Annotated in this window: 19 protein-coding genes; 11 read left to right on the top strand and 8 right to left on the bottom strand. The window is 61.2% G+C overall.

Annotated elements, in window-relative coordinates:
- Positions 1 to 5 precede the first annotated feature (5 nt).
- Complete coding sequence (locus IY73_RS08590; RefSeq protein ID WP_053978921.1) at positions 6 to 1,412, bottom strand: NUDIX hydrolase; 1,407 nt, start codon at positions 1,410 to 1,412, stop codon at positions 6 to 8.
- 61 nt (positions 1,413 to 1,473) lie between these two features.
- Here IY73_RS08590 and IY73_RS04265 point away from each other — a divergent pair, with 61 nt between their 5' ends.
- From IY73_RS04265 to IY73_RS04250, 4 genes are all read left to right on the top strand, one after another.
- Entirely contained in the window at positions 1,474 to 3,030 is a 1,557-nt protein-coding gene (locus tag IY73_RS04265; protein ID WP_390175709.1) for a CCA tRNA nucleotidyltransferase, read from the top strand.
- The gene (locus IY73_RS04260) at positions 3,027 to 3,674 is read left to right on the top strand and encodes a YqgE/AlgH family protein (protein WP_158408676.1); all 648 of its coding nucleotides are present in this window, start codon (positions 3,027 to 3,029) and stop codon (positions 3,672 to 3,674) included. Before IY73_RS04265 ends, IY73_RS04260 begins: the two co-directional genes overlap by 4 nt.
- Positions 3,675 to 3,771: 97 nt before the next feature.
- Entirely contained in the window at positions 3,772 to 4,176 is a 405-nt protein-coding gene (locus IY73_RS04255) for a hypothetical protein (RefSeq protein WP_053978919.1), read from the top strand.
- 59 nt (positions 4,177 to 4,235) lie between these two features.
- Positions 4,236 to 4,499, top strand: a complete 264-nt coding sequence (locus IY73_RS04250) for a hypothetical protein (RefSeq protein ID WP_053962003.1) — start codon at positions 4,236 to 4,238, stop codon at positions 4,497 to 4,499.
- 246 nt (positions 4,500 to 4,745) lie between these two features.
- On the opposite strand, the gene IY73_RS04245 is transcribed toward IY73_RS04250, so the two are convergent.
- Positions 4,746 to 5,804: a bile acid:sodium symporter family protein gene (locus IY73_RS04245; protein WP_063665753.1), complete on the bottom strand. Its 1,059-nt coding sequence runs from the start codon at positions 5,802 to 5,804 to the stop codon at positions 4,746 to 4,748.
- A 188-nt stretch (positions 5,805 to 5,992) separates the two neighbouring features.
- Between IY73_RS04245 and IY73_RS04240 the strand changes: the two genes are divergently transcribed.
- Positions 5,993 to 6,976, top strand: coding sequence for a hypothetical protein (locus IY73_RS04240; RefSeq protein WP_053978918.1), 984 nt, complete (start codon positions 5,993 to 5,995; stop codon positions 6,974 to 6,976).
- A gap of 225 nt (positions 6,977 to 7,201) precedes the next feature.
- Here IY73_RS04240 and IY73_RS08400 read toward each other — a convergent pair whose 3' ends face one another.
- The 4 genes from IY73_RS08400 to IY73_RS04225 form a co-directional block, all read right to left on the bottom strand.
- A complete protein-coding gene (locus tag IY73_RS08400) occupies positions 7,202 to 8,650 on the bottom strand; it encodes a hypothetical protein (RefSeq protein ID WP_158408675.1) in 1,449 nt (482 codons plus the stop codon).
- A gap of 347 nt (positions 8,651 to 8,997) precedes the next feature.
- A complete protein-coding gene (locus IY73_RS04230; RefSeq protein ID WP_158408674.1) occupies positions 8,998 to 9,738 on the bottom strand; it encodes a hypothetical protein in 741 nt (246 codons plus the stop codon).
- Positions 9,739 to 9,756: 18 nt separating this feature from the next.
- Positions 9,757 to 10,146, bottom strand: coding sequence for a hypothetical protein (locus tag IY73_RS08325; RefSeq protein ID WP_148565053.1), 390 nt, complete (start codon positions 10,144 to 10,146; stop codon positions 9,757 to 9,759).
- Positions 10,147 to 10,205: 59 nt separating this feature from the next.
- A complete protein-coding gene (locus tag IY73_RS04225; RefSeq protein WP_053978915.1) occupies positions 10,206 to 10,868 on the bottom strand; it encodes a class I SAM-dependent methyltransferase in 663 nt (220 codons plus the stop codon).
- 161 nt (positions 10,869 to 11,029) lie between these two features.
- Here IY73_RS04225 and IY73_RS04220 point away from each other — a divergent pair, with 161 nt between their 5' ends.
- The 3 genes from IY73_RS04220 (at position 11,030) to IY73_RS04205 (ending at position 16,116) form a co-directional block, all read left to right on the top strand.
- On the top strand, positions 11,030 to 12,223 hold the full coding sequence (locus IY73_RS04220) for a hypothetical protein (RefSeq protein WP_148565052.1): 1,194 nt from the start codon (positions 11,030 to 11,032) through the stop codon (positions 12,221 to 12,223).
- A 278-nt stretch (positions 12,224 to 12,501) separates the two neighbouring features.
- Positions 12,502 to 14,361, top strand: coding sequence for an ABC transporter ATP-binding protein (locus tag IY73_RS04210; protein WP_053978912.1), 1,860 nt, complete (start codon positions 12,502 to 12,504; stop codon positions 14,359 to 14,361).
- 9 nt (positions 14,362 to 14,370) lie between these two features.
- Positions 14,371 to 16,116, top strand: coding sequence for an ABC transporter ATP-binding protein (locus IY73_RS04205; RefSeq protein WP_053978911.1), 1,746 nt, complete (start codon positions 14,371 to 14,373; stop codon positions 16,114 to 16,116).
- 366 nt (positions 16,117 to 16,482) lie between these two features.
- Here the strand turns inward: IY73_RS04205 and IY73_RS04200 are convergent, their stop codons facing one another.
- Positions 16,483 to 16,974 carry a hypothetical protein gene (locus IY73_RS04200; protein ID WP_053978910.1) on the bottom strand — a complete coding sequence of 164 codons (492 nt, stop codon included), beginning with the start codon at positions 16,972 to 16,974 and terminating at the stop codon, positions 16,483 to 16,485.
- A 675-nt stretch (positions 16,975 to 17,649) separates the two neighbouring features.
- On the opposite strand from IY73_RS04200, the gene IY73_RS08395 reads away from it, so the two are divergent.
- Together IY73_RS08395 and IY73_RS04195 are read left to right on the top strand one after the other, a co-directional pair.
- Positions 17,650 to 17,802, top strand: a complete 153-nt coding sequence (locus IY73_RS08395; protein WP_158408640.1) for a hypothetical protein — start codon at positions 17,650 to 17,652, stop codon at positions 17,800 to 17,802.
- A gap of 363 nt (positions 17,803 to 18,165) precedes the next feature.
- A complete protein-coding gene (locus IY73_RS04195) occupies positions 18,166 to 18,855 on the top strand; it encodes a TenA family protein (RefSeq protein WP_053978909.1) in 690 nt (229 codons plus the stop codon).
- A 144-nt stretch (positions 18,856 to 18,999) separates the two neighbouring features.
- On the opposite strand, the gene IY73_RS04190 is transcribed toward IY73_RS04195, so the two are convergent.
- The gene (locus IY73_RS04190; protein ID WP_053978908.1) at positions 19,000 to 19,401 is read right to left on the bottom strand and encodes a hypothetical protein; all 402 of its coding nucleotides are present in this window, start codon (positions 19,399 to 19,401) and stop codon (positions 19,000 to 19,002) included.
- Between the two features lie 338 nt (positions 19,402 to 19,739).
- Here IY73_RS04190 and IY73_RS04185 point away from each other — a divergent pair, with 338 nt between their 5' ends.
- A complete protein-coding gene (locus IY73_RS04185; protein WP_053978907.1) occupies positions 19,740 to 21,125 on the top strand; it encodes an MFS transporter in 1,386 nt (461 codons plus the stop codon).
- The last annotated feature ends 193 nt before the right edge of the window (positions 21,126 to 21,318 follow it).

Below are 21,318 nucleotides of genomic sequence, written 5' to 3'. Positions count from 1 at the left end.
CCAAATTACTCGTGAGCTGGTGTGTTAGGTAGCGAGTGGGGGTTACCTGGGGGTGGTGTGCCGGTGTTGGGGGTGAGCGGGGTGGTGCGGGGGGTGTGATTCCCAGTGTTTGCAGTGGTGGTGTTTGTGGTGGTGGCGTTGGAGCGGCGGCCGCGCCGCCGGCCACGACGGTTCCGACGCTGGCCACTGTTCCGGCCGCTATTACGGGGGTGCTGGCTATTACCAGCCCGACTGCCCTGTGCGCGGTCCCCAGTGCTGCGGTCGCCCTCAGCTCGGTCGCCCTGCGTCCCGTCGCCGTGCTGTTGGTTACCGTGCTGTTGGTTACCGTGTGCTGGCTGGCCATCACTAGTGTGCTTCCCGCCGTGGGTAGGTTCTAGCAGGTCGGCCGCGTCCAGGTCGTCACCCAGAATGTCATCATCCGGAAACTCGCCCTCAATCTGAATTGTCTCGTCGGTGCCGTCACCGGACCCATACTCGCTACGAATCCACGCCGCCACCACGCCCGTCGCCCGGCGAGCCAGCTTCCGCTCATCGGCGTAGCTCAAGTGGGCGGGTAGATCCTTCAAGGACACCCACTTCACCTCGGAAATCTCGGCGTCCGCGTTGGAGAGTTCTCCACCCACAAAGCGCAGCAGATAGTGGTGGACAGTCTTGTGGATGCGCTTGCCGTCGGACAGGAACCAGTAGTCGATGGTGCCAAGGTGCTTAATGACCTCGCCCTCAATGCCCGTCTCCTCGCGCACTTCGCGGACGGCGGTCATGGGGACGGTTTCGTAGTCCTCAATGTGGCCCTTGGGCAGGGACCAGAGGAGTCGGCCGCGGCGGTCGGTACGGCCGATGAGCGCCACCTTCACAGCCGATAGGTAAACGCGGTTGGTGCGAGGGTTGTAGGCGCGGCGCATGTTGCGCAGCACCAGGCCGCCGGCGGACGTTTCCGGGTAGCTGCGGCCGCGGTTGCGTTTGACCTGGCTCTTGGTAAGGGAGCGGGTGACGGGCCGCCGCCCATTATTTTGCGTGGAACTGCGGGTATAGCGTTTGGGTGCCTTGCCGGCGACGCCGTTGGGGTCGAGGACGATAGCGCCGTTGCGGGGGGTGTTGGTGGGGCGGGGTTTCGCTGGGCGGGGAGTGGCCGCCGGGGTCCGGGGAGGTGTGGCTGGGGTGCGGGCTGGGGTGATTGCACGCGGTGTGGCAGTGGGACGCGGTGTGGCAGCGGAGTGTGGCGTGGCAGCAGTGGCACGCGGGGTGACGGTGGCACGCGGGGTGACGGTGGCACGCGGAGAGGGCTGTGTGGGCGTAGCCGAAGAGGCCGGGGCACGATTCGCCGCGGAGGCTGGTGCGCCGGCCGGGCGGGAACTACGCCGACGCGGAGGCCGGCAATCCCCGCCGGATTGGGTCTTGCGTTCACTGTCCACTATCCCTCAATCCTACTTGTCTGCAGTTATAAGGTCTAAGTTCTTGGCCGAGCAGCTGGCAATGTTAGTAAACTTGCACACGATGATGCATCCCACGAACCAGCAGCAACCCACCCCTGCGGCAGACACCACCAGCACCCCGTCCGCCGCCGCCCCAGCTAGCACCGTCGCCGGCACCTCCCCCACGGCGGAGCCCGACCGCACCCTCCGTATGCTGGCTGCCGCCCAAGTCCAACTCCATACCCTCGCCCCCACCCTCACACCGCTGGCCGCCGCCTTCGAAGCAGCCGGCCACGACCTCTACCTGGTGGGCGGCTCCGTGCGGGATGCCCTCCTCGGCCAACTCGGCATCGACCTCGACTTCACCACCGACGCCCGCCCCGACGCCGTCACCACCATCCTCCGCAACTGCACAGACAACGTGTGGGACACCGGAATTGAGTACGGCACCGTGTCCGCCAGCAAAGGCGGCTGGCAAATCGAGATCACCACTTTCCGCAGCGACCAGTACGACGGCGTCTCACGCAACCCCATCGTCCACTTCGGCGACACCCTGGAAGGGGACCTCATCCGCCGCGACTTCACCGTCAACGCCATGGCCCTGCGCCTGCACGGCGACGGCACCCAAGAATTCTGCGACCCCCTCGGCGGCATCAATGACCTCGCCGCCGGAGTGCTCGACACCCCGCAAGCCCCCGAGGTGAGCTTCCACGACGACCCATTGCGCATGATCCGCGCCTGCCGCTTCGTCTCCAAACTCGGCTTCACCCTCGCCCCCCGCGTCACCGCCGCCATCCAGGACATGTCCGGGGAAATCACCCGCATCACCGCCGAACGTATCCAGGCGGAACTCGACAAACTCATGCTGGGTACCTACCCGTGGGACGGCATCGACCTGCTCTGCCGGACCAGCCTAGCCGACCATGTGTTCCCCGAAATCCCGGCCATGTCCATGCCGCCGGACCCCTCACTCCCTCACAAGGACGTCTACACCCACAGCCTCACCGTATTGAAGCAGGCCTGCGAGCTGGAACCCGGCGACCCCGACCTGGTACTGCGCTGGGCGGCCCTCCTCCACGACGTCGGCAAAGTGCCAACTCGCGCCGCGAAACCCGGCGGCGGCGTCACCTTCTACCAGCATGAGATCGTGGGCGCCCGGATGGTGCGGAAGCGCTTCAAAGCCCTCAAATACTCCCGGCAGATGATCAACGACGTCAGCCAACTCGTGTACCTCCATCTGCGGATTCATGGGTACGGGGACGGCGAATGGACCGACTCGGCGGTGCGCCGCTACGTGACGGACGCCGGCCCGCTGCTGGACCGCCTCAACCTCCTAGTGCGCGCCGACTGCACCACCGCCCGCGACTGGAAACGCAAAAAACTCCACGCCCTGGTGGACAGCCTGGAAGAGCGCATCGCAGAACTGCGGGAAAAGGAGGATCTGGAGGCCATCCGCCCCGACTTGGACGGCAACGAGATCATGCAGATCCTGGGGCTGCAACCCGGTCCGGAGGTGGGCCAGGCGTGGGCATTCCTCAAGAACCTGCGCATGGAGAACGGGCCGATGGAGCATGACCAGGCCGTCGCCGCCCTGCACGAATGGTGGGCGGCGCAGTGAGCGACTTCCAGATGAACCCCTACGGGAACCTCAGCCAATTCGGCGCCTTCGCCGACCGCATCTTCCTGGCCATGGACCAGCGCGACCCCTACAAAGGCTGCCTGCTGGTGTCCGCCCCGGACATGCGCGACGAGGTGTTCTCCCGCAGCGTCATCTGCCTCTTCGAACACGACGACACCCAGGGCACCTTCGGCATCATCCTCAACCAACAGTCCGAGGTGTCCGTCCACAGTGTGCTGCCCCTCTTCGCCCCTTACTGCTCCAAGCCCGCCAGCTTTTTCATTGGTGGACCGGTGGAAACGGAGCGGGTGACGGGTCTGCTGCGGTTGAAGCCGGATTGCCCGGTGGACCTCTCCCTCATGCACCCGGTGCGCGGACGCACGTTCCTCATGGACCCCACCGCCCACACCATCTACCGCACCCAGGACATCCGCGAATCCTACCGCCTGTACATGGGCTACTGTGCCTGGCGGCCCGGCCAGCTGGCGGAGGAGATTGCCGCCGGCGACTGGTATGTGTGCGACGCCCTCGACAAGGATTTCGCCACCGACCACCACACCGACCTGTACGCGCAGGTGGTGCGCCGGCAACCCTGGCCGCTCAGCCTCTACGCCTCCCGCCCCGTCGACCCCCGGCTGAACTAGCCCACCGCCAGCCCCCTGCTGCACGAGCCACCCGTCAGCCCCCGGCTGAACTGACCCCCAACTACCCCACCTTTGCACCCGATTGTAGGTGGTGACGGTGACGAAACTGCTGGCAACCTACGGCGCTGCCGCAGGGTTGTGGCTACCCTCAAAGGTGAAACCGCCCTGCTATTCCCCGCCCCTATCGGAGGTCGCCATGCTTCACCACACCAAGGCTGCTGCCGCCGTCCTCGCCATTGGTTTGGCCGCCGCTGGGATCGCCGGCTGCCACAACGACGACAACGCCCCCGCAACCACCACCAACACCACCAACCCGGATGGACGCGTCACCGTCACCAAGACAGTGCACCCCACCGACGTTGCCCGCAGTAACCTCAACAAGGCCACCGACAAAGCCAAGAAGGATGTGGACGATCTGCGGAAGGATGCCAACGACACGCTCAAGGACGTGCGGGACAACTTCCGGGAGACCGTCACCGTCACAGAAACCCCCGCCCCCTAGCCGCACTCCTCCCGCGGCGCACTTTCCCCGCAGGTAGTGCCCTGGAGATGCCCCGGGGGATGCCCCACTGCTGCAGCAGCTACGGGCAGCTGCAGGCAGCTGCGCCACGTTCGGGTATGCCCCACCCCAGCAACGAAAAGAGCACTATGCAGATCGATTGGAATAAAGTCCAGGATTACGGCAAAGCCCTCGGCTCCGAGCTGCTGGGCGATAAGTACAAGGATATGCCCTCCACCCCGGAGGCTGCCCGCCGCAAGCCCACGCACACGAAGCGCGAATACTTCGACGCCGCGGTGAGTCTATTGAAGGGAAAGCGCAAGTAGCCGCCACCCGGAGGTTATCCGGAAGGTGGCTACAACATCGGCCCAGATGTCGGCCCAGACGTCGGCCCATACATTGGCTATGACGGCGACGGATAAGGAGCAGTGGGCGGCATTAGACGGCGAGGCTAGACGGTGAGGCGAGACGGCGCAGTTAGCGGTTGGGCCGCCGGCCGGCACCACATGCTCAAGAGTTAGCCACATGCTCAACAACCAGCCATACGCCAGTCACCAGGAACCACCCCACATTCATGACGGTGGAGCCGGCACCCCATCCGGGTGCGCCCGCTCCCACTGGCGCCCATAGCGCCCCGCCAACACCGCACAGATCAGCAACTGGAACAGGTGAAAGAGCATCAGTGGCAGCATCAACATGCCGGCACTCAACCCATTGCCCACCCCCGCAAACAACACCGCCCCCATCGCAATACCGCTAGACAGGGACTTCTTCGACCCGCAGAACTGGGCAGCGATCCGGTCGCCCCGGTCGAAGCCCAACGCCCGCGCCAGCAGCCAGGACAGCGTCAGCACCAAGCTCACCACCGCAATACAGATTCCGATGAGCTCCAGCAGATGCAGCATCGTCACCCGCACCCACACGCCTTGCACCACAGCCTCCGAAAACGCGGTATAGACGTTCACCCAAATAGTGCCGCGGTCGATGGTCTTGGTGAGGATGGGGTGACGGTGCAGCACCGGGCCCAGACGCTTATGCAACAACTGGCCGATGATGAACGGCAGCAGAATCTGCAAAAAAATGTCGAGGATGCTGCGGCCAGTGATGTGAACATCGCCCGTGGTAGCCATGGTGAGCATCACCAGCAGCGGGGTGAGGAAGACGCCCAGCACATTGGACAGGCTGGAGGAGACGATGGCACCCGCCACATTACCGTGTGCCACCGAGGTGAAGGCGATGGAGGACTGGACGGTGCCAGGCACCAGGGTGAGGTAGAGGAGGCCCAGGGCGAGGCCTTGCCCTAGCCAGCCGATGGTGGCGTATTTGAGGCCGATGCCGATGATGGGGAACACCACGAAGGTGAAGCAGGTGATAACCACGTGGAGGCGCCAATTGCGGAGGCCCATAAGGGTTTCGCGTGGTGCGAGTTTGGCGCCATAGAAGAAGAAGAGGAGGAAGAGGAACACCTTGGACACGTAGTGCATGCCGATGGCGAAGTCCTCTTTGGCAGGGAAAGCGGTGGCCAGCAGGATGCAGGCGAGGAGGCCGACGATAAGCCAATCGATGTGCTTATTAATACGCTGCAGCGTGAGCCGAAACCGGCTGGGGGAGGAGCTGCGAGGTGTGGCCATACGCCTAGCTTAACGCCCCGGCCTGCAAAGATGCGATCAGGCTGTGAGCGCCGTCACAAAATAGCAGAGGAGGGGAAAGTGAGGGGCAATGAGGGGCTAATGTAGGACTGTTTATCAACAGTTGTAAATAATAAGAAAAAAATTTCATTCCTGCATGTGGGGGCGATATTTCCTAGATAATAGGGGCTATGACTCGAAACTTCTCTAAGCGACTCCTTGCACTCGCCGCCGTAGTGGGCGTGGGCGTCAGCCTCGCACCGTTTACCGCCGCGAATGCCTCTGCAGCAACCGTAACTAAGACCATCCTCAGCAACTGCCGTAGTAACGGTGCCCCCGCTGGCCAGGATGAAACCTTCGCCGGTGACCCCGACAAGATGACCATTACTGTTCCCGACCAGGTTAAGGTTGGCGACGAATTCAAGATGGTGTTCGACTACGTCCCCGCCCCCGTTAAGGGCGTCGACCACGGCCTCACCATCAAGAACTACTCCAATGCCACCTACCGCTTTACCATTGATGACCCGAGCTCCTTCGTTACCGCTCGCTTCATTGGTTCCGGCCACGCCACCACCGGCCAGCCCACTATCAGCCTGGTTGGCGGCAACCGCCTCGTTATCGGCAACATCAACGTTGACGTGAACGGCAAAGACATCCAGCGTTGGGGACCCCCGCAGGTTGAGGTGACCTTCAAGGCCACTAAGCCAGGCAAGCTCCCCACCCTGCACGCCGCCAATGAGGGTGCAGCTGCCGAATTCAACAACCCGGAGAACTTCTTCACCGTGAAGAACGCTGTGAGCGCCCCGGTTCTCGGCGACTTCGACCTGCAGGTTCGTTGCCACTCCACTATGAGCAAGGACACCTTGGCGTCCGTTGACGCTGTGGGCTCCGCCGCCGATGTGAAGGCTGACGACAAGAAGGCCGGCGACAAGAAAGCTAACGAGAAGAGCTCCGCCACCAACGGCGACAAGAGCGCTTCCTCCAGCTCTGCTGCCAGCAATGGCCAGCTTCAGATCACCGACACTGACGTCGCTGCCGATCAGGACACCGGTGGCTCCGGCACTCCCGGCTGGCTGACCGCTCTGATCGTCATCATCGTCCTCGCCATTGTTGGTGGCGGCGGCTACGGCATCTACAAGGCTGTTCAGAAGAAGAAGAACAACCCCAACGCCTAGTAGAGCTAGCCTCTCCACATAAGCTCAGCGCGGGTTGCCTGGATTCCTCAGGCAACCCGCGCCTTACTATTATGGGTCGCGGACGGTGACGGGTGGATGCTGCCGGGTAGCGTGTGTGTGCCGGGTAGCGTGTGTGTGGTTGTCAGAGGTCAGTCGCTTGCATTAGCGGTCTGCGCAAGCGGTTACAGCCAGGGTGTTTCCTGGTGGTGTGTGTTGGTGGTGGCGTTAGTGGCCGGTGTTGTAGAGGGGGTCGTTGGGGTGGCGGATGGGGCCGTGGGGGAGGTTGCCGGGTTGGGGGAGGATGCGTTCGGTGTTGTGTGCTGAGCGGCGGGGGCGGCGGGGTGTGGTCTTGCTGGTGGTGTTGTGGCTTGTTCCTGTTCCGGGGGTTCCGGGGATGCCGGAYGTGCYGGGGCGGCCTGTGCTGGTGGTGGGGGTGTTGGGGYYGGTGCCGGMTTTAGCTGGGGAGCCTGAACCGGCAGGGGCTTTCGTGCTGGAACTGGTGGGGGTGTTGGGGTTGGTGCCGGCGGTGCCTGGGGTTTGACCCGCACCGGGTATGGCCCTGAGCGCACCACCTTTGGGCACAACTCGATCCGAAGAGCCTGTACTAAGACCAGTGCCGAAAGCTCCGGCGCCGACAACAAGATTCGTGTGTGGTCGGGATTCGCGGTTTTYGTGGGGGCTTTGGTGAGGGTTGTTCCAGTGGCTGGGGTASCCGCCTAGGTATCYGGCACTGGGGTGTCCTGCAGATCCAGYGGCACCGGCGGTGGTGGTCCCTGCTGGGGTCGCGGGGGRAGGAGTGGTACCTGAGGCCATACTGGTGGGGCCACTAACTGAACCGACACCGCTCCCTTGGCTGGGGGGCAACGGATGGGCTGCATTCGGTGTGGTCTCCGCTGGAGGCATGCCCTTTCCAAGGGTGGCCTTGGGAATGTCTGTAGTGTCCGGGGGCGGGACTACCGGCTGGGCAAGAACAGACTTCGCAACAACCGGATTCGCCTCAATCTTCGGTGGAGTGAGAGCTCCCTTCGGGGTTACCGGAATAGGCTTGGGGGGTTCGGGAAGGCGCGTTGTGTCGTCGGGGTGGAATGCGCGGATCGGTACCGGAATTTCTATATTTTTTGTGTCTGCGCGGGCGAGTTCGGGGTTGTAGTGCTCCCGTAGCACCGTATTCGCCTTTTCGGTATAGACCGCAGGACTGTAAGGGTGTTCTTCGGTCGCGTTGCGTTTCGCCCAATCCGACTCATCAGCCACCGTATTCACCTCAGCGCGAGCATGGTCATAGTTTTTGGCAAACGTGTCGATGTGTTTGCTGACCGTGTTAGCTTGTTTGCCGAGTTGGCGTAGTGACATTGCCCAGCGGCGTATGCCGCTACCTGCCTCATAGGTATACGCATCTTTGGAACCTGCACCTTGCACATCATTAGCAATTTTCTGGATGTCATCAGCAAGATTGACAAGGGTTTCGCCGGCTGATGTCCAAGCATCTGCGCAGTCAGCAAACACAGAAGAATCGAATTTTGCGAACGCTACAGCCAAGCGATCGACATCTTGCCCTAACGGCTCTTCTGTTAGGGGGATGCCGCGGCTTGAGAAGCTCCGCACTAAACGACCGTCAGGGAGTTCCACCCCATGCCCAAGACCACCCATATCCGGCGGGAGGCAGGTCTTGTGCATGCGCTTCGACGAAAGAGTGTCGTAGGTCCCATTGAGATCCCCTTGCGTGGATGTGTCCGTTAAACAGATCGCGCGACATTGATTCTGCAATGCGGTACAGACACACAAGCCCTCTTCAATGTGCCAATCAAGCAGGGTTCTCAGACCATGGTCGCCTGTAACTAGTTCGTTGATTTGGTTAAACATACTTTGAACTGACACAAGTTCAGAATTAAGACCTGTAAATGAGCACTGGTTAATTGAGCCGACTTCAGTGTCATGTACGACTTTGTCGAGCTTTGTGCATAGCCTGCGTAGCTCTTTGTTGTCTACTCTCATTGCTGATGTCTTTGCCTTTGTCGGTAAAACTAATTGCGGGGTGAAACCATGTCGATGAGCTCGTTACAGGCCTCATCGTGAGTTTTCGGTTCTTTACCGGTGAATGCTGCCATGTAGGCTTGCCCATTTCGTTCGTAGGTGACACTGCAGGAGTATTGATTGACCGTAGTTCCTTCACCGAGAAACTGAATATCGCCCATGTAGTACGTTTCCTTGCCGCGGTTTACTGTGGTGGAGTAGCGAAACTTGGGGTTAGCTTTAATACGTTCGGCTGAATCTGTTGTCCCGAAGAAAAACTGCAGCTCATCTTTGTTTCTCGACCAGTAACAATTGGTTTTATGCGTTCCACCACGCCGATTCTCTAGGTCCTTTTGCGGGTCAAACCCCACCTTCCGCAGCGCCGACACATTCACCTGGTTACAAATCGCCAGCCAATCAGGGGTTTGCTTTACACCCCACTTCTTTGAAAGTGCCTTGTAGTCGTCATACTCTTGTGCAGATTTAAATCCACCGAGGCCACCATCCGGGTCTGCTCCCTCGGTATGGTTCGCATAAATGTGGTCAGGGTTTCGTTGACTACTGCTCGACCAGCTAGCGCTCGTGTTGTCGTTAAGAACTGACTGGTTGTCACATCCCGCTAGTCCACCAAGAACAGTGCAGACAAAAGCAACAGCTGTGAGCTTCTTCCCTGGAGAAGTCAGTGAGAACGAGGACATCATCGGAGAGAACCTTTCAACAGTGAGGGCTACGCGCAGCATTAAACCACGCACAGCACTGTCGTAGGGGCGCTACTTTCGGAGGTACTTCTTCTTCTCTGCGGGGACAGCATCCCTAGGGTAGAGACCTGGAAGACTCTTCGAATCCTTCACAACGGCTGCACAGTCCTTTTCGGTTTTATAGGACACGCTATAGCGGTTGGGTTGACCAGGATAGCCGCGAATACGGACGTTCCTTTGTGTTCCAAACGGGGAAAAATTATGGGATGGGTGGAAGTCCGGCACAATCCCGTAAGGCTGGGCATAGACGTTTGCTTGGACTGGCGGCTGGTGTTGTGCGGGCGCCCGACTATCGGGGCTGTGGGTGGCAGGATTACCGGCTGGGCAGGTGCTTCGCTGCCCAGCTGGTTTAGCCGCGGACTTGGTGGGCCAGGCGGCGGGGGCGATGCTTGGCTGGCCCACTGGTTTAGCCGCGGACTCGGCGGGCTACGTGGCGGGCTACGTGGCTGGCTAGGCGGGGGCTACGTGGCGGGGGCGGTGCCGAAGGTGGCGAGGCAGCTGTAGAAGGGGGGTTGGTGTGGGGGCGCCAGCTGGAGGGTGTCGAAGCCGTTGCGGGTGAAGACGTCCCGTAGTTCGGCTTTGGTGTAGGTGTGCATGCCGCCGATGAGCTTCTCCCAGGGCTTCATCATGATGGGGTTGCTGCCGTCAACCCACACCATGAAGATGCCGCCGGGGCGGAGGATGCGCCGCATTTCTTGGAGGGCAGCGTCAATGTCCGGCCAGAAGTAGATGGTTTCGCAGGCGGTGACGATGTCGACGGAGTTGTCGTCCAGGAGGGTGGTGTCGGCGGTGGCTTGATAGGCGGTGAGTTTGTCGGAGGCTACTAGATGGGCGTTGGTGTCGAGGGTGGCTTGGATGGCGGCGGGGGAGTGGTCGATGCCGATGAGGGTGGCGTCGGGCCAGGCGATGTTAAGGTCGGCGAGGAATTGGCCGCCGCCGCAGCCGACGTCGAGGATGGTGTTGGTGGTGAAACCGCGGCGGGCGTCGACGATGCTTTGGAGGGTTTTGAGAGCCCAGAGGTTGCTCTTGCGATGGTTTTTGTTCATGGAGGCAAGGGTTTTCTTGCCGGTGGGGTCGTCCGCGGGGAGGCGGAAATTGGCGAAAAGGCTCTTCACACTACTCATGCACTTAGGGTATCCAAACTAAACATGTAAAGAAAAGAGGGGGATAAAGACTTCTCACAATAGGTGTAGGCCTCCACCAGTGGCAACGGTGTTCACTCATAACTGCATGGAAACTTTCCTCAGGTCGCCCCTGGCCCCTTTCCCTTCCTTAGGCTGAAGGTATGACTACTCCTACCGCAGCATCCGAAAACCGCACCGCACGCGCTACTCGTGCAGCGGTTGACACCCCGGCATCACGCCATGGCGGCATCCTGGAACCATTCCCCGGCGTCCCCTCGGCAGCATGCCTCGGTCGCACCCGCCGCACCGGCTGGGCCCGCCGTGGCCTGGCAGTTGTGGCAGCTCTTCCGCTCGCCCTCACCTTGGCCGGCACACCCCAGGCCGCCCCGCAGGCCGCCGCTTCCCCGCTTTCCGCCTCCGTCGTCGATACGGGGCGGGCTACCGTCACCGTCCCCCTCCAGACGACGTTGTTGTTTACACGCAGTGATATGGCGCCGTTTACGCTTCGCCTGTCAGAGTTCGGTGACACTGATGTGCCGCTGAAGCAGAACAACAAGCGCCCGCGGGGTGTGTGGGCGCAGTTCCAGTGGGTGCGGATGTCTACCTCCTCGGATGGATCGGGCCGGTGGGAGGATAGCCCGCAGCGGGACGTGGAGAAGGGGGACCACAATGGGGTGGGACGCGACCAGGCCCCAGGCGACCCGAATGGGGCGGGACGCGACCAGGCCGGCAGCCGTCACCGTACCGGAAACAGCAAATATGATGGGGTGGAGCGGCAGTCGCAGTTACCGCGCTATCGGGTGACGCCGGTGAACCTGGACCCCTCGGATGGGCCGCTGCCCGGCTACCAGTTCCCGTTGTATGAGTCGGGCTCACCGTACAGCCCGGATGGAGTGGTGTACACGGCGGCGATCCAGCCGGGGCTGGTGATTGTGATGGAGCATCTGAGCTTGAGCGGCTACAACCCGACGGCGACGCTGACACTGGCCCAGTATGCGGAGCATGCGCCCTGCCGGCTGGACAAGTTCGAGTTTAAACGCCACACGCGGGTGGACTTGACGCTTGGCCCGGTGGGGCCGACGCAGGTGGATGTGCACCAGGCGCGTGGCAAGATGACGCTGCGTGGCTCGCATAGGCGGGGTGGCCCGCTGGGGCTGGATGTGTTCATCGAGGAGAAGGTGAACGGCCGCGAGTGCGAGGCGGGGTTCAATCCGACGCTGGTGAAGGGCGATTACGCGTATATCAATAGGGTGGGCCGGATTCGCGTGGAACAGATTAAGGACTATCCCCCGTCGGACCCGAACCTGGTGGGCGCCCCGGTGGGGCAGGCGAAGCTTACGCTGAAGACCTGGTAGAGCTTGCACTGAGCTTGTACTGGTGCTTGTGCTGTGCGTGCACGGGGGGGGTGACGGGTCCCAGCGGCGCGCCGGCTACGGCCATGTGCTGTTCTGTGCTGTGGCCGTGCGTTGTGGCTGCACTGTGCTGTGGCTGCACTGTGCTGTGGCTGAGGTGCCGGGCCGTCACCTGGGTAGCCCCGGTGCGCTGCGCACCCGCGCCGAGCTGTAGCGCAGCTGCGATCCGAAGTGCATAAATAGAGTTTAGGCTACCCTAAAAAAGGATATAGGGTGGAGTCATGAGAACGACTTCCACCACGACGCCACGGGAACCGAAGAAACCGTCCCCCGCCAGCGTCGTCCTCCACCCTATCCGCCACGAAATGGCGGGCATTGTCACCCTCGCTGCACTTGGCGGTGTCGCCGAAATCGGCATGTACATCGCCCTCGTCGAGGCCGCCCGCTACATCGTCACCAACCATGGCCTCACCAGCGCCGGCGACCCCCACTTCTGGTGGATCCTGGCCGCCGCACTGGTCTGCGTCCTTCTCCGCTACTTCCTCATCATGGGAGCCACCGGCTACGCCCACGTCGTGGAAGCCAAGTTCCGCGCCACCACCCGCCGCCGCATCCTCGCCAAGCTGGACAAACTCCCGCTCGGATGGTTCGACGAGCAAACCTCCGGCCGGGTACGCGCCACCATCAACGACGCCGTCACCAATATCCACACCGTCGTTGCTCACTCGGCGGCCGACCTGCCGAACTCACTCACCACCGTCATTATTGGCTTCATCTACCTCTTCGTGTGCGACTGGCGGATGACGCTGGTGGTACTGGCCTACCTGGTGCTGGTGGTGCTGGTGTCGGTGCTGGGCTTTGTGCTGTCGGACGGCAACATCATGGTGGAGTACACGGAGGCACAGAAACAGCTCTCTGAGTCTGCCGTGGAAATCGCCGATGGCATTGCCGAGGTGAAGAACTTCGGGCTGACGGGTCAAGAATTTAAGCGCTTCGAAGACGCCTCCGCCCGCTACCAGAAGAGCCTGGACGACTACATGTCCGGGTTCGGAAAGCCACAAGGGGCGACCACCGGCCTGATGATCCCCGGAGCCATGCTCATTCCGCTGATGGTGGCAGGGGCGCTGATGGCGTGGAAGGGCATCGTACAGCCCGTCGATCTGATGCCCTTCCTACTGCTCGGCTTGGGCATGCCGGAAGCCATCGGCCGGCTCTACAATCTGACCTCCTACATTTTCCACGGGGTGAGCAGCATCAGCGAAATCGGAACGCTGCTGCTGGAGCCGGACATTGAGGAGACGGACAACCCGCAGCCTCTCACCGGCAACACCATCGAGCTGAAAGGCGTGAGCTTCAGCTACGCCGCCAAGCCCAACGAGGAGTCTGCGGACGAAGCAGATGCAGCCCTCGCAGTAGACACCACGGCCACAGCCGATTCCAGCGCCACTGCCTCGGCCCGCACCGAGGTGCTGCACGACATTTCCCTCACTATGCAGCCCGGCACCGTCACCGCCCTGGTCGGCCCCTCTGGCTCCGGCAAAACCACCATCACCCGCCTCATTGCCCGCTTCTGGGAACCCGACAGCGGCACGGTGGAGATTGACGGCGTGAACATCTGTGACGTGTCCACCCAGGAGCTCATGCACAACATGGCCATCGTGTTCCAGGACATCAGTCTGTTGTCGGACACCGTCACCAACAACATTCGCATCGCCCGCCCCGACGCCACTCAGCAGGAGGTCATCGCCGCCGCAAAGGCCGCCCGTATCCACGATCGGATCATGGATCTGCCGCAGGGGTACGACACCATCGTCGGCTCGGACTCCGCCTACCTGTCTGGCGGGGAACAGCAGCGCCTCACCATTGCCCGCGCATTCCTGCAGGATGCACCCATTGTGCTGTTGGATGAGGCGACCGCCTACGCGGACCCCCACTCTGAGCGCGCCATCCAGGAGGCGCTGGCGGACCTGCGTGGCACCCGAACCGTGGTAGTCATCGCACACCGCCTGCACACTATCCAGGATGTGGACCAGATTGTGGTGCTCAACCATGGCCGTATTGAGGCCACCGGCACTCACAGTGAGCTACTGGACACGTCACCCACCTACTGCGGCATGTGGACCGCGCAGCAAGACGCCTAGGAGACCACCATGTTTAAGGAAATGTCCCGTATCTTGGGGATCCAGAAGGGCCTGACGCGTATCATCGTCGGTTTTGTCCTCTCCGGCGTGTTCCAGGCGGCCGCGTTCATTATGCTGGTGCCGCTGCTCCGCCACCTGTTCGCCCAGGACTGGAACGGCATGTGGCCGTGGCTGGGCGGTGTGGTGGCGGCCGGTGTGCTGGCGTGCATCGCCAACATCAGCACCACGATCTTCTCCTACAACCTGTCCACCTTCGACATTTGTGGCCAGTCCGTGGAGCGAGTAGGCAACAAGATCTTCACCCTGCCGCTGGGCTGGTTCGACGACCGAGCGCGGGGACGTATCTCCCATGCGCTGAGCTACCACGTGAATAACCTCAGCCACTATCCGTCGGTGGCGCTACCGGCCATCTGCAACACCCTCAGTATGGCGGGGGTGATGCTGTTGGCGGGGCTGGTGGTGAACTGGCAGGCCACGCTGCCGTTCCTGCTGGCGCTGCCGTTCTGTGTGTGGGCGTTCCGGCACATGTTGACGGATGTGGATGAGGAAGTGAACCACCACAGTGACATGGATCGGGCACTGACTGCCCGGTCGCTGGAGTATGCGCAGGCCCAGCCGCTGCTGCGGGCGTCGCACCGAAAGCAGTGGAAGCCGCTGGAGGACGCCATCGATACGGACTCCCAGGCGATTCTGGAGGAGTTGACGGCCACCAGTAATGTGGCGAAGGTGTACCAGCTGCCGCTGATCCTGGCGTGTGTGGTGTCTCTGCTGGTGTTGGGCTGGCAGCTGGCCAGCGGCTACCACGGGCTGGGGGTGCAGCCGGTGGATGTCGCCCTATTCCTGGCTATTGCGGTGCTCATCGTCCGCATGTTCATTCCGCTCATGCAGGTGGTATTGAACGTGGCCGCTATTACTATCAGCCGGGAGGCGTTGCTGGGCTTGGCGAGCATTCTGGATGCGCCGGGCTTGCCGGAGCCGGATCCGAACCAGCGGATGCGTATTCCGGGTGTGGATGTGCAGTTGGATGACGTGTCCTTCGGGTACCGGGAGGATACGCCGGTGCTGCGGGATGTGAACCTGTATATGCCAGCGCGGACGATGACGGCGCTAGTGGGGCCGTCGGGTGGCGGTAAGTCCACTATTCAGCGGCTGATCGCTCGCTTCTGGGATGTGAATAAGGGTGCGGTGCGCATTGGTGGCATTGATGTGCGTGACGTGTCCACTGAGGAGCTGATGCAGAACCTCTCCATTGTGTTCCAAGAGACGTACCTGTTTAACGGGACTATTCTGGAGAATGTGCGGGTGGGCCGGCCGGATGCGTCCGATGAGGATGTGAAGGAGGCTGCCCGGGCGGCGTGTTTGGACACAGTGATTGAGTCCCTGCCGGAGGGCTGGGATGCGATGGTGGGTGAGGGCGGTTCGCGGCTGTCTGGCGGCGAACGGCAACGAGTTGCTATTGCGCGGGCGCTGCTGAAGAAATCGCCCATCGTCCTACTAGATGAGATTACTTCCAGTTTGGACGGCGAAAACGAAGCCGCCATCGTGGAAACCCTCCACCGCCTCGCCCACAACACCACCGTAATCGTTATCGCACACCGTCTTTCGACTATTAAGGCGGCAGACCAGATTGCGGTTGTGGCCAATGGTGGTGTTGAGGCACTAGGCACACACGAGGAGCTTTTGGCCGCCGGCGGCACCTATGCACAGTTCTGGGAGGACCAAGAATTCTCCCAGCGTTGGAAACTCGTCGACTGATGTTGTATGCTGTCTGCGGGGATTGGGTAGCCTGGGAATCACCGCCCGAGCGCTAGGAAAACCAATCCCTCCAGCACACAGACGGGGCTAGCTGCTCGTAGAGCCTAGCCCCGTCGTCTTATTTGTGTGCACTAACAGGGGGATGACGAGGGGCAACCACGCCAGGATGCGACCCCTGTCGCCGGGGAAGCACAGTTCACGCACAATGCCCAGCGGGTTATCCCGCGCACAATGGCACAATGTGGGTAGCACGCGCGCAATGTGGGGTAGCACGACACGCAGGGCGTACAGAAGGTGAACGCGGCAGGTGAACGCGAGCGTGCAGGGGGAGAAGCACGAGCGCGCAAGCGTGGGGTGTGAGGTTTCTTAATGGGCGTTGGCCTTCAGGCGATGCGCCACCATCTGCCCCAACTGGTAGGCAGCCGCCAACTGCGCCTCATGCGCCTCTGCATAGTAGGCCGGATCCACTAAACCGGGGTCCTTGGCTAGCGGAGCCGTAGCCAGCGATACTCCAGCGACCTCTACCACAGCCAGCAGCCCCGCGGCCGCCTCTGCTGTAGCCATTTCTGCCGCAGCCATTTCTGCCGACTCCTCCGCCCACGACAGCTGCGGGATGGTGACGGTGTGCTCCTCCGCATTCCGCTCCCGCCCATCCGGGGAAAGAATCTCCGCCCGCAACGTCAGCTCCACCCCACGAGTCTGCGCATGTACCTGCGCGGTGGCCTCCGCCCCAATGGGCAGTTCGCAGCCGGCGTGCAAGGTGCGCAGCAGCGCCCGCTCGGCGGTGGCGGCCAGCAGCGTCGGCTGGTGATTGATGGCTAGTAACGCCTGGCGGAGTGGCGCGGGCGTCGTATCCATGCGCACTTCCAGCGCCAAAGCGCTCTGCGCGGGCGACGGCAGGAAGGGTAGCCGTTGGCATCGTTTGCGGTGTGCGCGGCACAAAGCTGAACTCTCAGAATAAAACGGCAACTGTGGGTGTCATGACGGATTGAGAAGCTGTTTGTGAACGAATTTTACGAATTAATCCGAGGTGTACTCTACAGTGAATTGTGCTCTGGGAGTGTACTTTTAATGCTGATAGCAGAGGTTAAATCCCTTTTTTACTCTTTGTTTCTTTAAATAAGTTGTTATGCAACTGATTAGAAGATAATTATTGTGATAATGCCTGCTCGGTGCCCTATTTAAGCCTTTTTGGGTAGGGTATGAGCCTTGTTGTGTCCTACGAGATCTGGGGCGACGGTGCTTTACGTGCGGAGGTGGCGGGAAAGCGACACCTATGCTAATTAAAGGTGTCCAGATCATGAAAAAATATCCCTCTATAATATGAGAAAGTTAGTCTTTTCGACTCAGATTCAAAATAGTTAACACTAATAAAACTAGTTCCGAATATCACAAAAATGGAACTTTTCGCTGGTAGAAGTTGAATTAGCGTTTTAAGGGAGTAAGGTCGTAAAGGCACCAAGAAAAGACCTGGTCGCTCGTTTAACAGAGCCCAAAGTGAACACCAGGCAGAATCTCGAAGGAGGTGTGCAAATGAATAGCACGAAAGAAGAGAAGGTAATGGCTTTCCCGGGATCCCGCGCATGGAATGCGGTCCGTGCATCCCTTTGCTGGCCTCGTGATACCCTCCTTCCTCTTGAAGTAATCCGTCAGGCTGAAGACGCTTCCGAGAACGAAGCCGCCTAACACGGCCAGTCCGGGTGCCATGAAGACAAAAGCACCCCAAACACCATTCGAGCCCCGTCCGCTGCGCACCACGCGCCGGACGGGGCTCTGTGCTTACCACACCCCCTTTTCTGTACACACTGTGTGCGCGGACGGCGGGTGCCAGCCCGCAGCCGACGTGCTGGTGGTGCAGCGGTAGTACCTGAGGCGCTGAGCCACCATGCACCGCTCCCTCGCGCACAACCAGTGCCATTGCGGTCCATTGCTAGCACGCGTGCGTCCGCTTGCGGCAGTTTCTTGGTGATAGGGAGTGTGTGGGGAGTGACACCAGGGTAACCTCGGGGGTACATATTCGTTGCTGCCCTTGAGCCGAGAGAGGTTATTGTGTCCCGCAAACTTATCGATCTGGTCCCTGGCGGCCATGTGGAGTTCCTGTTGGCGAGTGCCCGCGATGATTGGGATGCGGCCGTCAACCACCGTTTTGTTGACGAGCTGTTTGATGGCTCGTTGGATGATGGCGTGCTGGCCGGCTACCTGGTGCAGGATTACCAGTTCTTCGACGCGTTCTTGTCCATGTTGGGGGGTTGCGTGGCGTATGCGGACCGGGTGGACTCGAAGCTGACCTTCGCCGCCCAACTGGGCATGTTGGCTGATGACGAGGATGGCTACTTCCAGAAGGCGTTCGCGGAGTTGGGGGTGTCGGAGGCCGACCAGCAGGACCCGCCGTTGACTGAGGTGACGAAGGCTTTCCGGGCGATGATGTATGACGCGGCGAATAGCCAGTCCTACCAGGATCTGCTGGTGATGCTGGTGGTGGCCGAGTGGCTCTACTTGGATTGGGGCGAGCGTGGCTCCACGGATAACGACCCAGCGCCGCTGCCGGAGCGCTATGTGCATGCGGGCTGGGTGGAGTTGCACCGCGGCCGCGAGTTCCAAAAGTGGTGCCAGTTTTTGGTCAACGAGCTGGAGCGGGTTTTCCCGGAGGATGATGAGTCCCTCGCGGATGCGTTGACTTTGCGCTTCCAGAAGGCGGTGGCCTTGGAACGCGGGTTCTTCGACGTCGCCTACAACTAGCGGCTCGCTGAGCCCAGCACGGAAAGCTTTGAGCCCCGCCCTGATGCGTCATGGGCGGGGCTCAATTGTGCCTAAGCAGTTAGCTGTTCAGCTGGGCCTGCTTAGAGCAGCTTTGCGCTTCTAGCATGGGTGCTGGTTGCTGGGTTAGGCTTCGTCGATTTCCTTCAGTGTGCGGAGCAGCGTAAGGAACGTACCGTTCTTCACCCACTCGGCCAGCGTACCCATGTAGTAATCCTCGTTAGTGACCAGCCAGGAGAGCGTGAGGTTAACGCGATCCTCATCGAGGTTGCCCAGCCACTCCTCGGTACAGAAATCCTCCGGGCGCATGCCCTTGGTACGGTCGGCCACCGTCTTCATGAAGTGTTCTTTAGACCAGTTGTTAAGGGGCTTCCACAAGAGCGGGTTGTACTCGTAGTGGGTGCCGCGCACAATGCCCGACGGCATGAGGCGGCGCTTCTGCTGAATGTACTCGTGGACAATCGGAATGAGTTGATCCTCGTCCAAAGCGGCGATTTCATCGATGTACTGAGTCACGTTTTCATACATAACCCCAGTTTAGTGGGGCATGTGACATTAGATGCCACGATGACGTAACAATTCCTCGGAGTCCAACCAGGCATATAGCGTCAGCTGCCATCCGGAGTTTGGCCTATACGTCGAAGTAGTAGATAAAGCTGATCTAGTACCTGTTGAGATAGAAGAGCGGATAAGCGTGTTGTCCCCGCCGCGCTGCTCCGCACAGCTCCGGCCAACACCGCCGTCACCCACGTTCACATCCCACCTATCGCGCAGTCCCGCGCAGCACAGGGCACACCCCGTTACCCATAGAAATAAGGTGGCACCGAAATAACGGAAGAGACCTGCGCATACCGTAGGGTGAAGGGGTGAAAAAGACGCACCTGCACGTACTCCTTGTGGCCGCCGTAGTCCTCTTCGCACTCAACATGCGTGCCGGCGTCACCAGCATTGCCCCTGTTCTCCAAGAAATCCAGGGCGGCCTGCACATGTCGGACTCGCTAGCCGGCTTCCTCACCAGCCTCCCCACCCTCATCTTCGCCCTCGTCGGACTCATCACCCCCCTGGCCTCCCGCACTATCGGCCTCCACACCACCATGCTGGTCGCCATGGTCGCGCTCAGTCTGGGGCTTATCGTCCGCGTCTTTATGGGGGGCAGTGCAGGGTTCCTCGTCTTCTCTATCGTCGCCCTGGCTGGCATCGCCATCACCAACGTCCTCATGCCGGCGTTCATCAAAACGCATTTCCCTGCCCAAATCCCCACCTACACTGCCGTGTACTCCACGGCACTCACCGCCATGGCGTTCCTCTCCTCTGTGGTGGTTGCGCCCATGAGCCACAGTATGAGCACCGGCTGGCGTGGCGCTCTCGGCTTTTGGGGGGTGTTGGCCGTGCTGGCGGTTGTCCCGGCCGGAATCCTCGTCGTCCTGCAGAAGAAACACCATCTTGCGGTGGGTGATGGTGTTGCGGTTGGCGCCGAAGCGGGCGTTGCCGCTGACACGGACGCAAACGGCGTAGCACACACGGGTGCAGGCGCAGCGAACAACACAGTAGCGGCTGGGATAGCCGCAGACGCGGACGCAGCAGATACGACAGATACAGCAGATACGACAGATGCGGCGGATGCGGCAGCCGGAGCCGAGCCCGTCCAACTGTGGGTGATGTTCCGCTCCAAGAAGGCCCGCGCCCTCGCCCTCTTTTTCGGCATCCAATCCCTCCATGCCTTCGTTCAAATGGGTTGGCTCGCCCAAATTTTCCGCGACTACGGCGTCTCCCAAAACTATGCTGGTATGCTCGCTGGCCTCATGCAGCTGCTCTCCATTCCTGGCGCTATGCTCGCCCCCGCACTCCTAGGAAAAGTGAGAAACCCGCGGCTCCTCGTTGCTGGCACTGCCGCCATCGCCGCCCCCGCCTACCTGGGGATGCTCCTCGCCCCCGCCAGCGTTCCGTGGTTGTGGGTCATCCTCTTCGCCCTGGCCAACACCACCTTCCCCATGGCCCTCACTCTGATTGGCTGGAGCGGACGCAGCGGCGACACCACCGCCCTCCTCTCTTCCTTTGTCCAGTCCTTTGGCTTCCTCATCGCCAGCTTGGGCCCCCTACTGGTGGGCATCCTGTTGCAGGCCACCACCGGCTGGACCGTCCCCCTCCTCTTCTGTCTGGTGCTCGTGATTCCTTTCGCTATTGCCGGCTACATGTCGGCCGCTCCCGGCTACGTGGATGACCAGCTGACGCGCACCCCCGCCGAAGCGTAGCGGGGCGGCGCATAGCCGGTGCCCGGCTGCTCACTCACCACATACAACTCCTGGTTCAGTCGTATTTCCTCCCCCCCCCCCAACTCATCATGAGAAAAATGCGCCACGCACCTCCACACTGTCTATCCGCAGCAGCAACGATGCCTGCACAGGGCCGATACAGCGGGTGATCGGATGGCCCTCACCATAGGGC

The organism is Lawsonella clevelandensis, assembly GCF_001293125.1.
GTDB classification, from domain to species: domain Bacteria; phylum Actinomycetota; class Actinomycetes; order Mycobacteriales; family Mycobacteriaceae; genus Lawsonella; species Lawsonella clevelandensis.
This window is presented reverse-complemented; position numbering and strand designations above follow the sequence as displayed.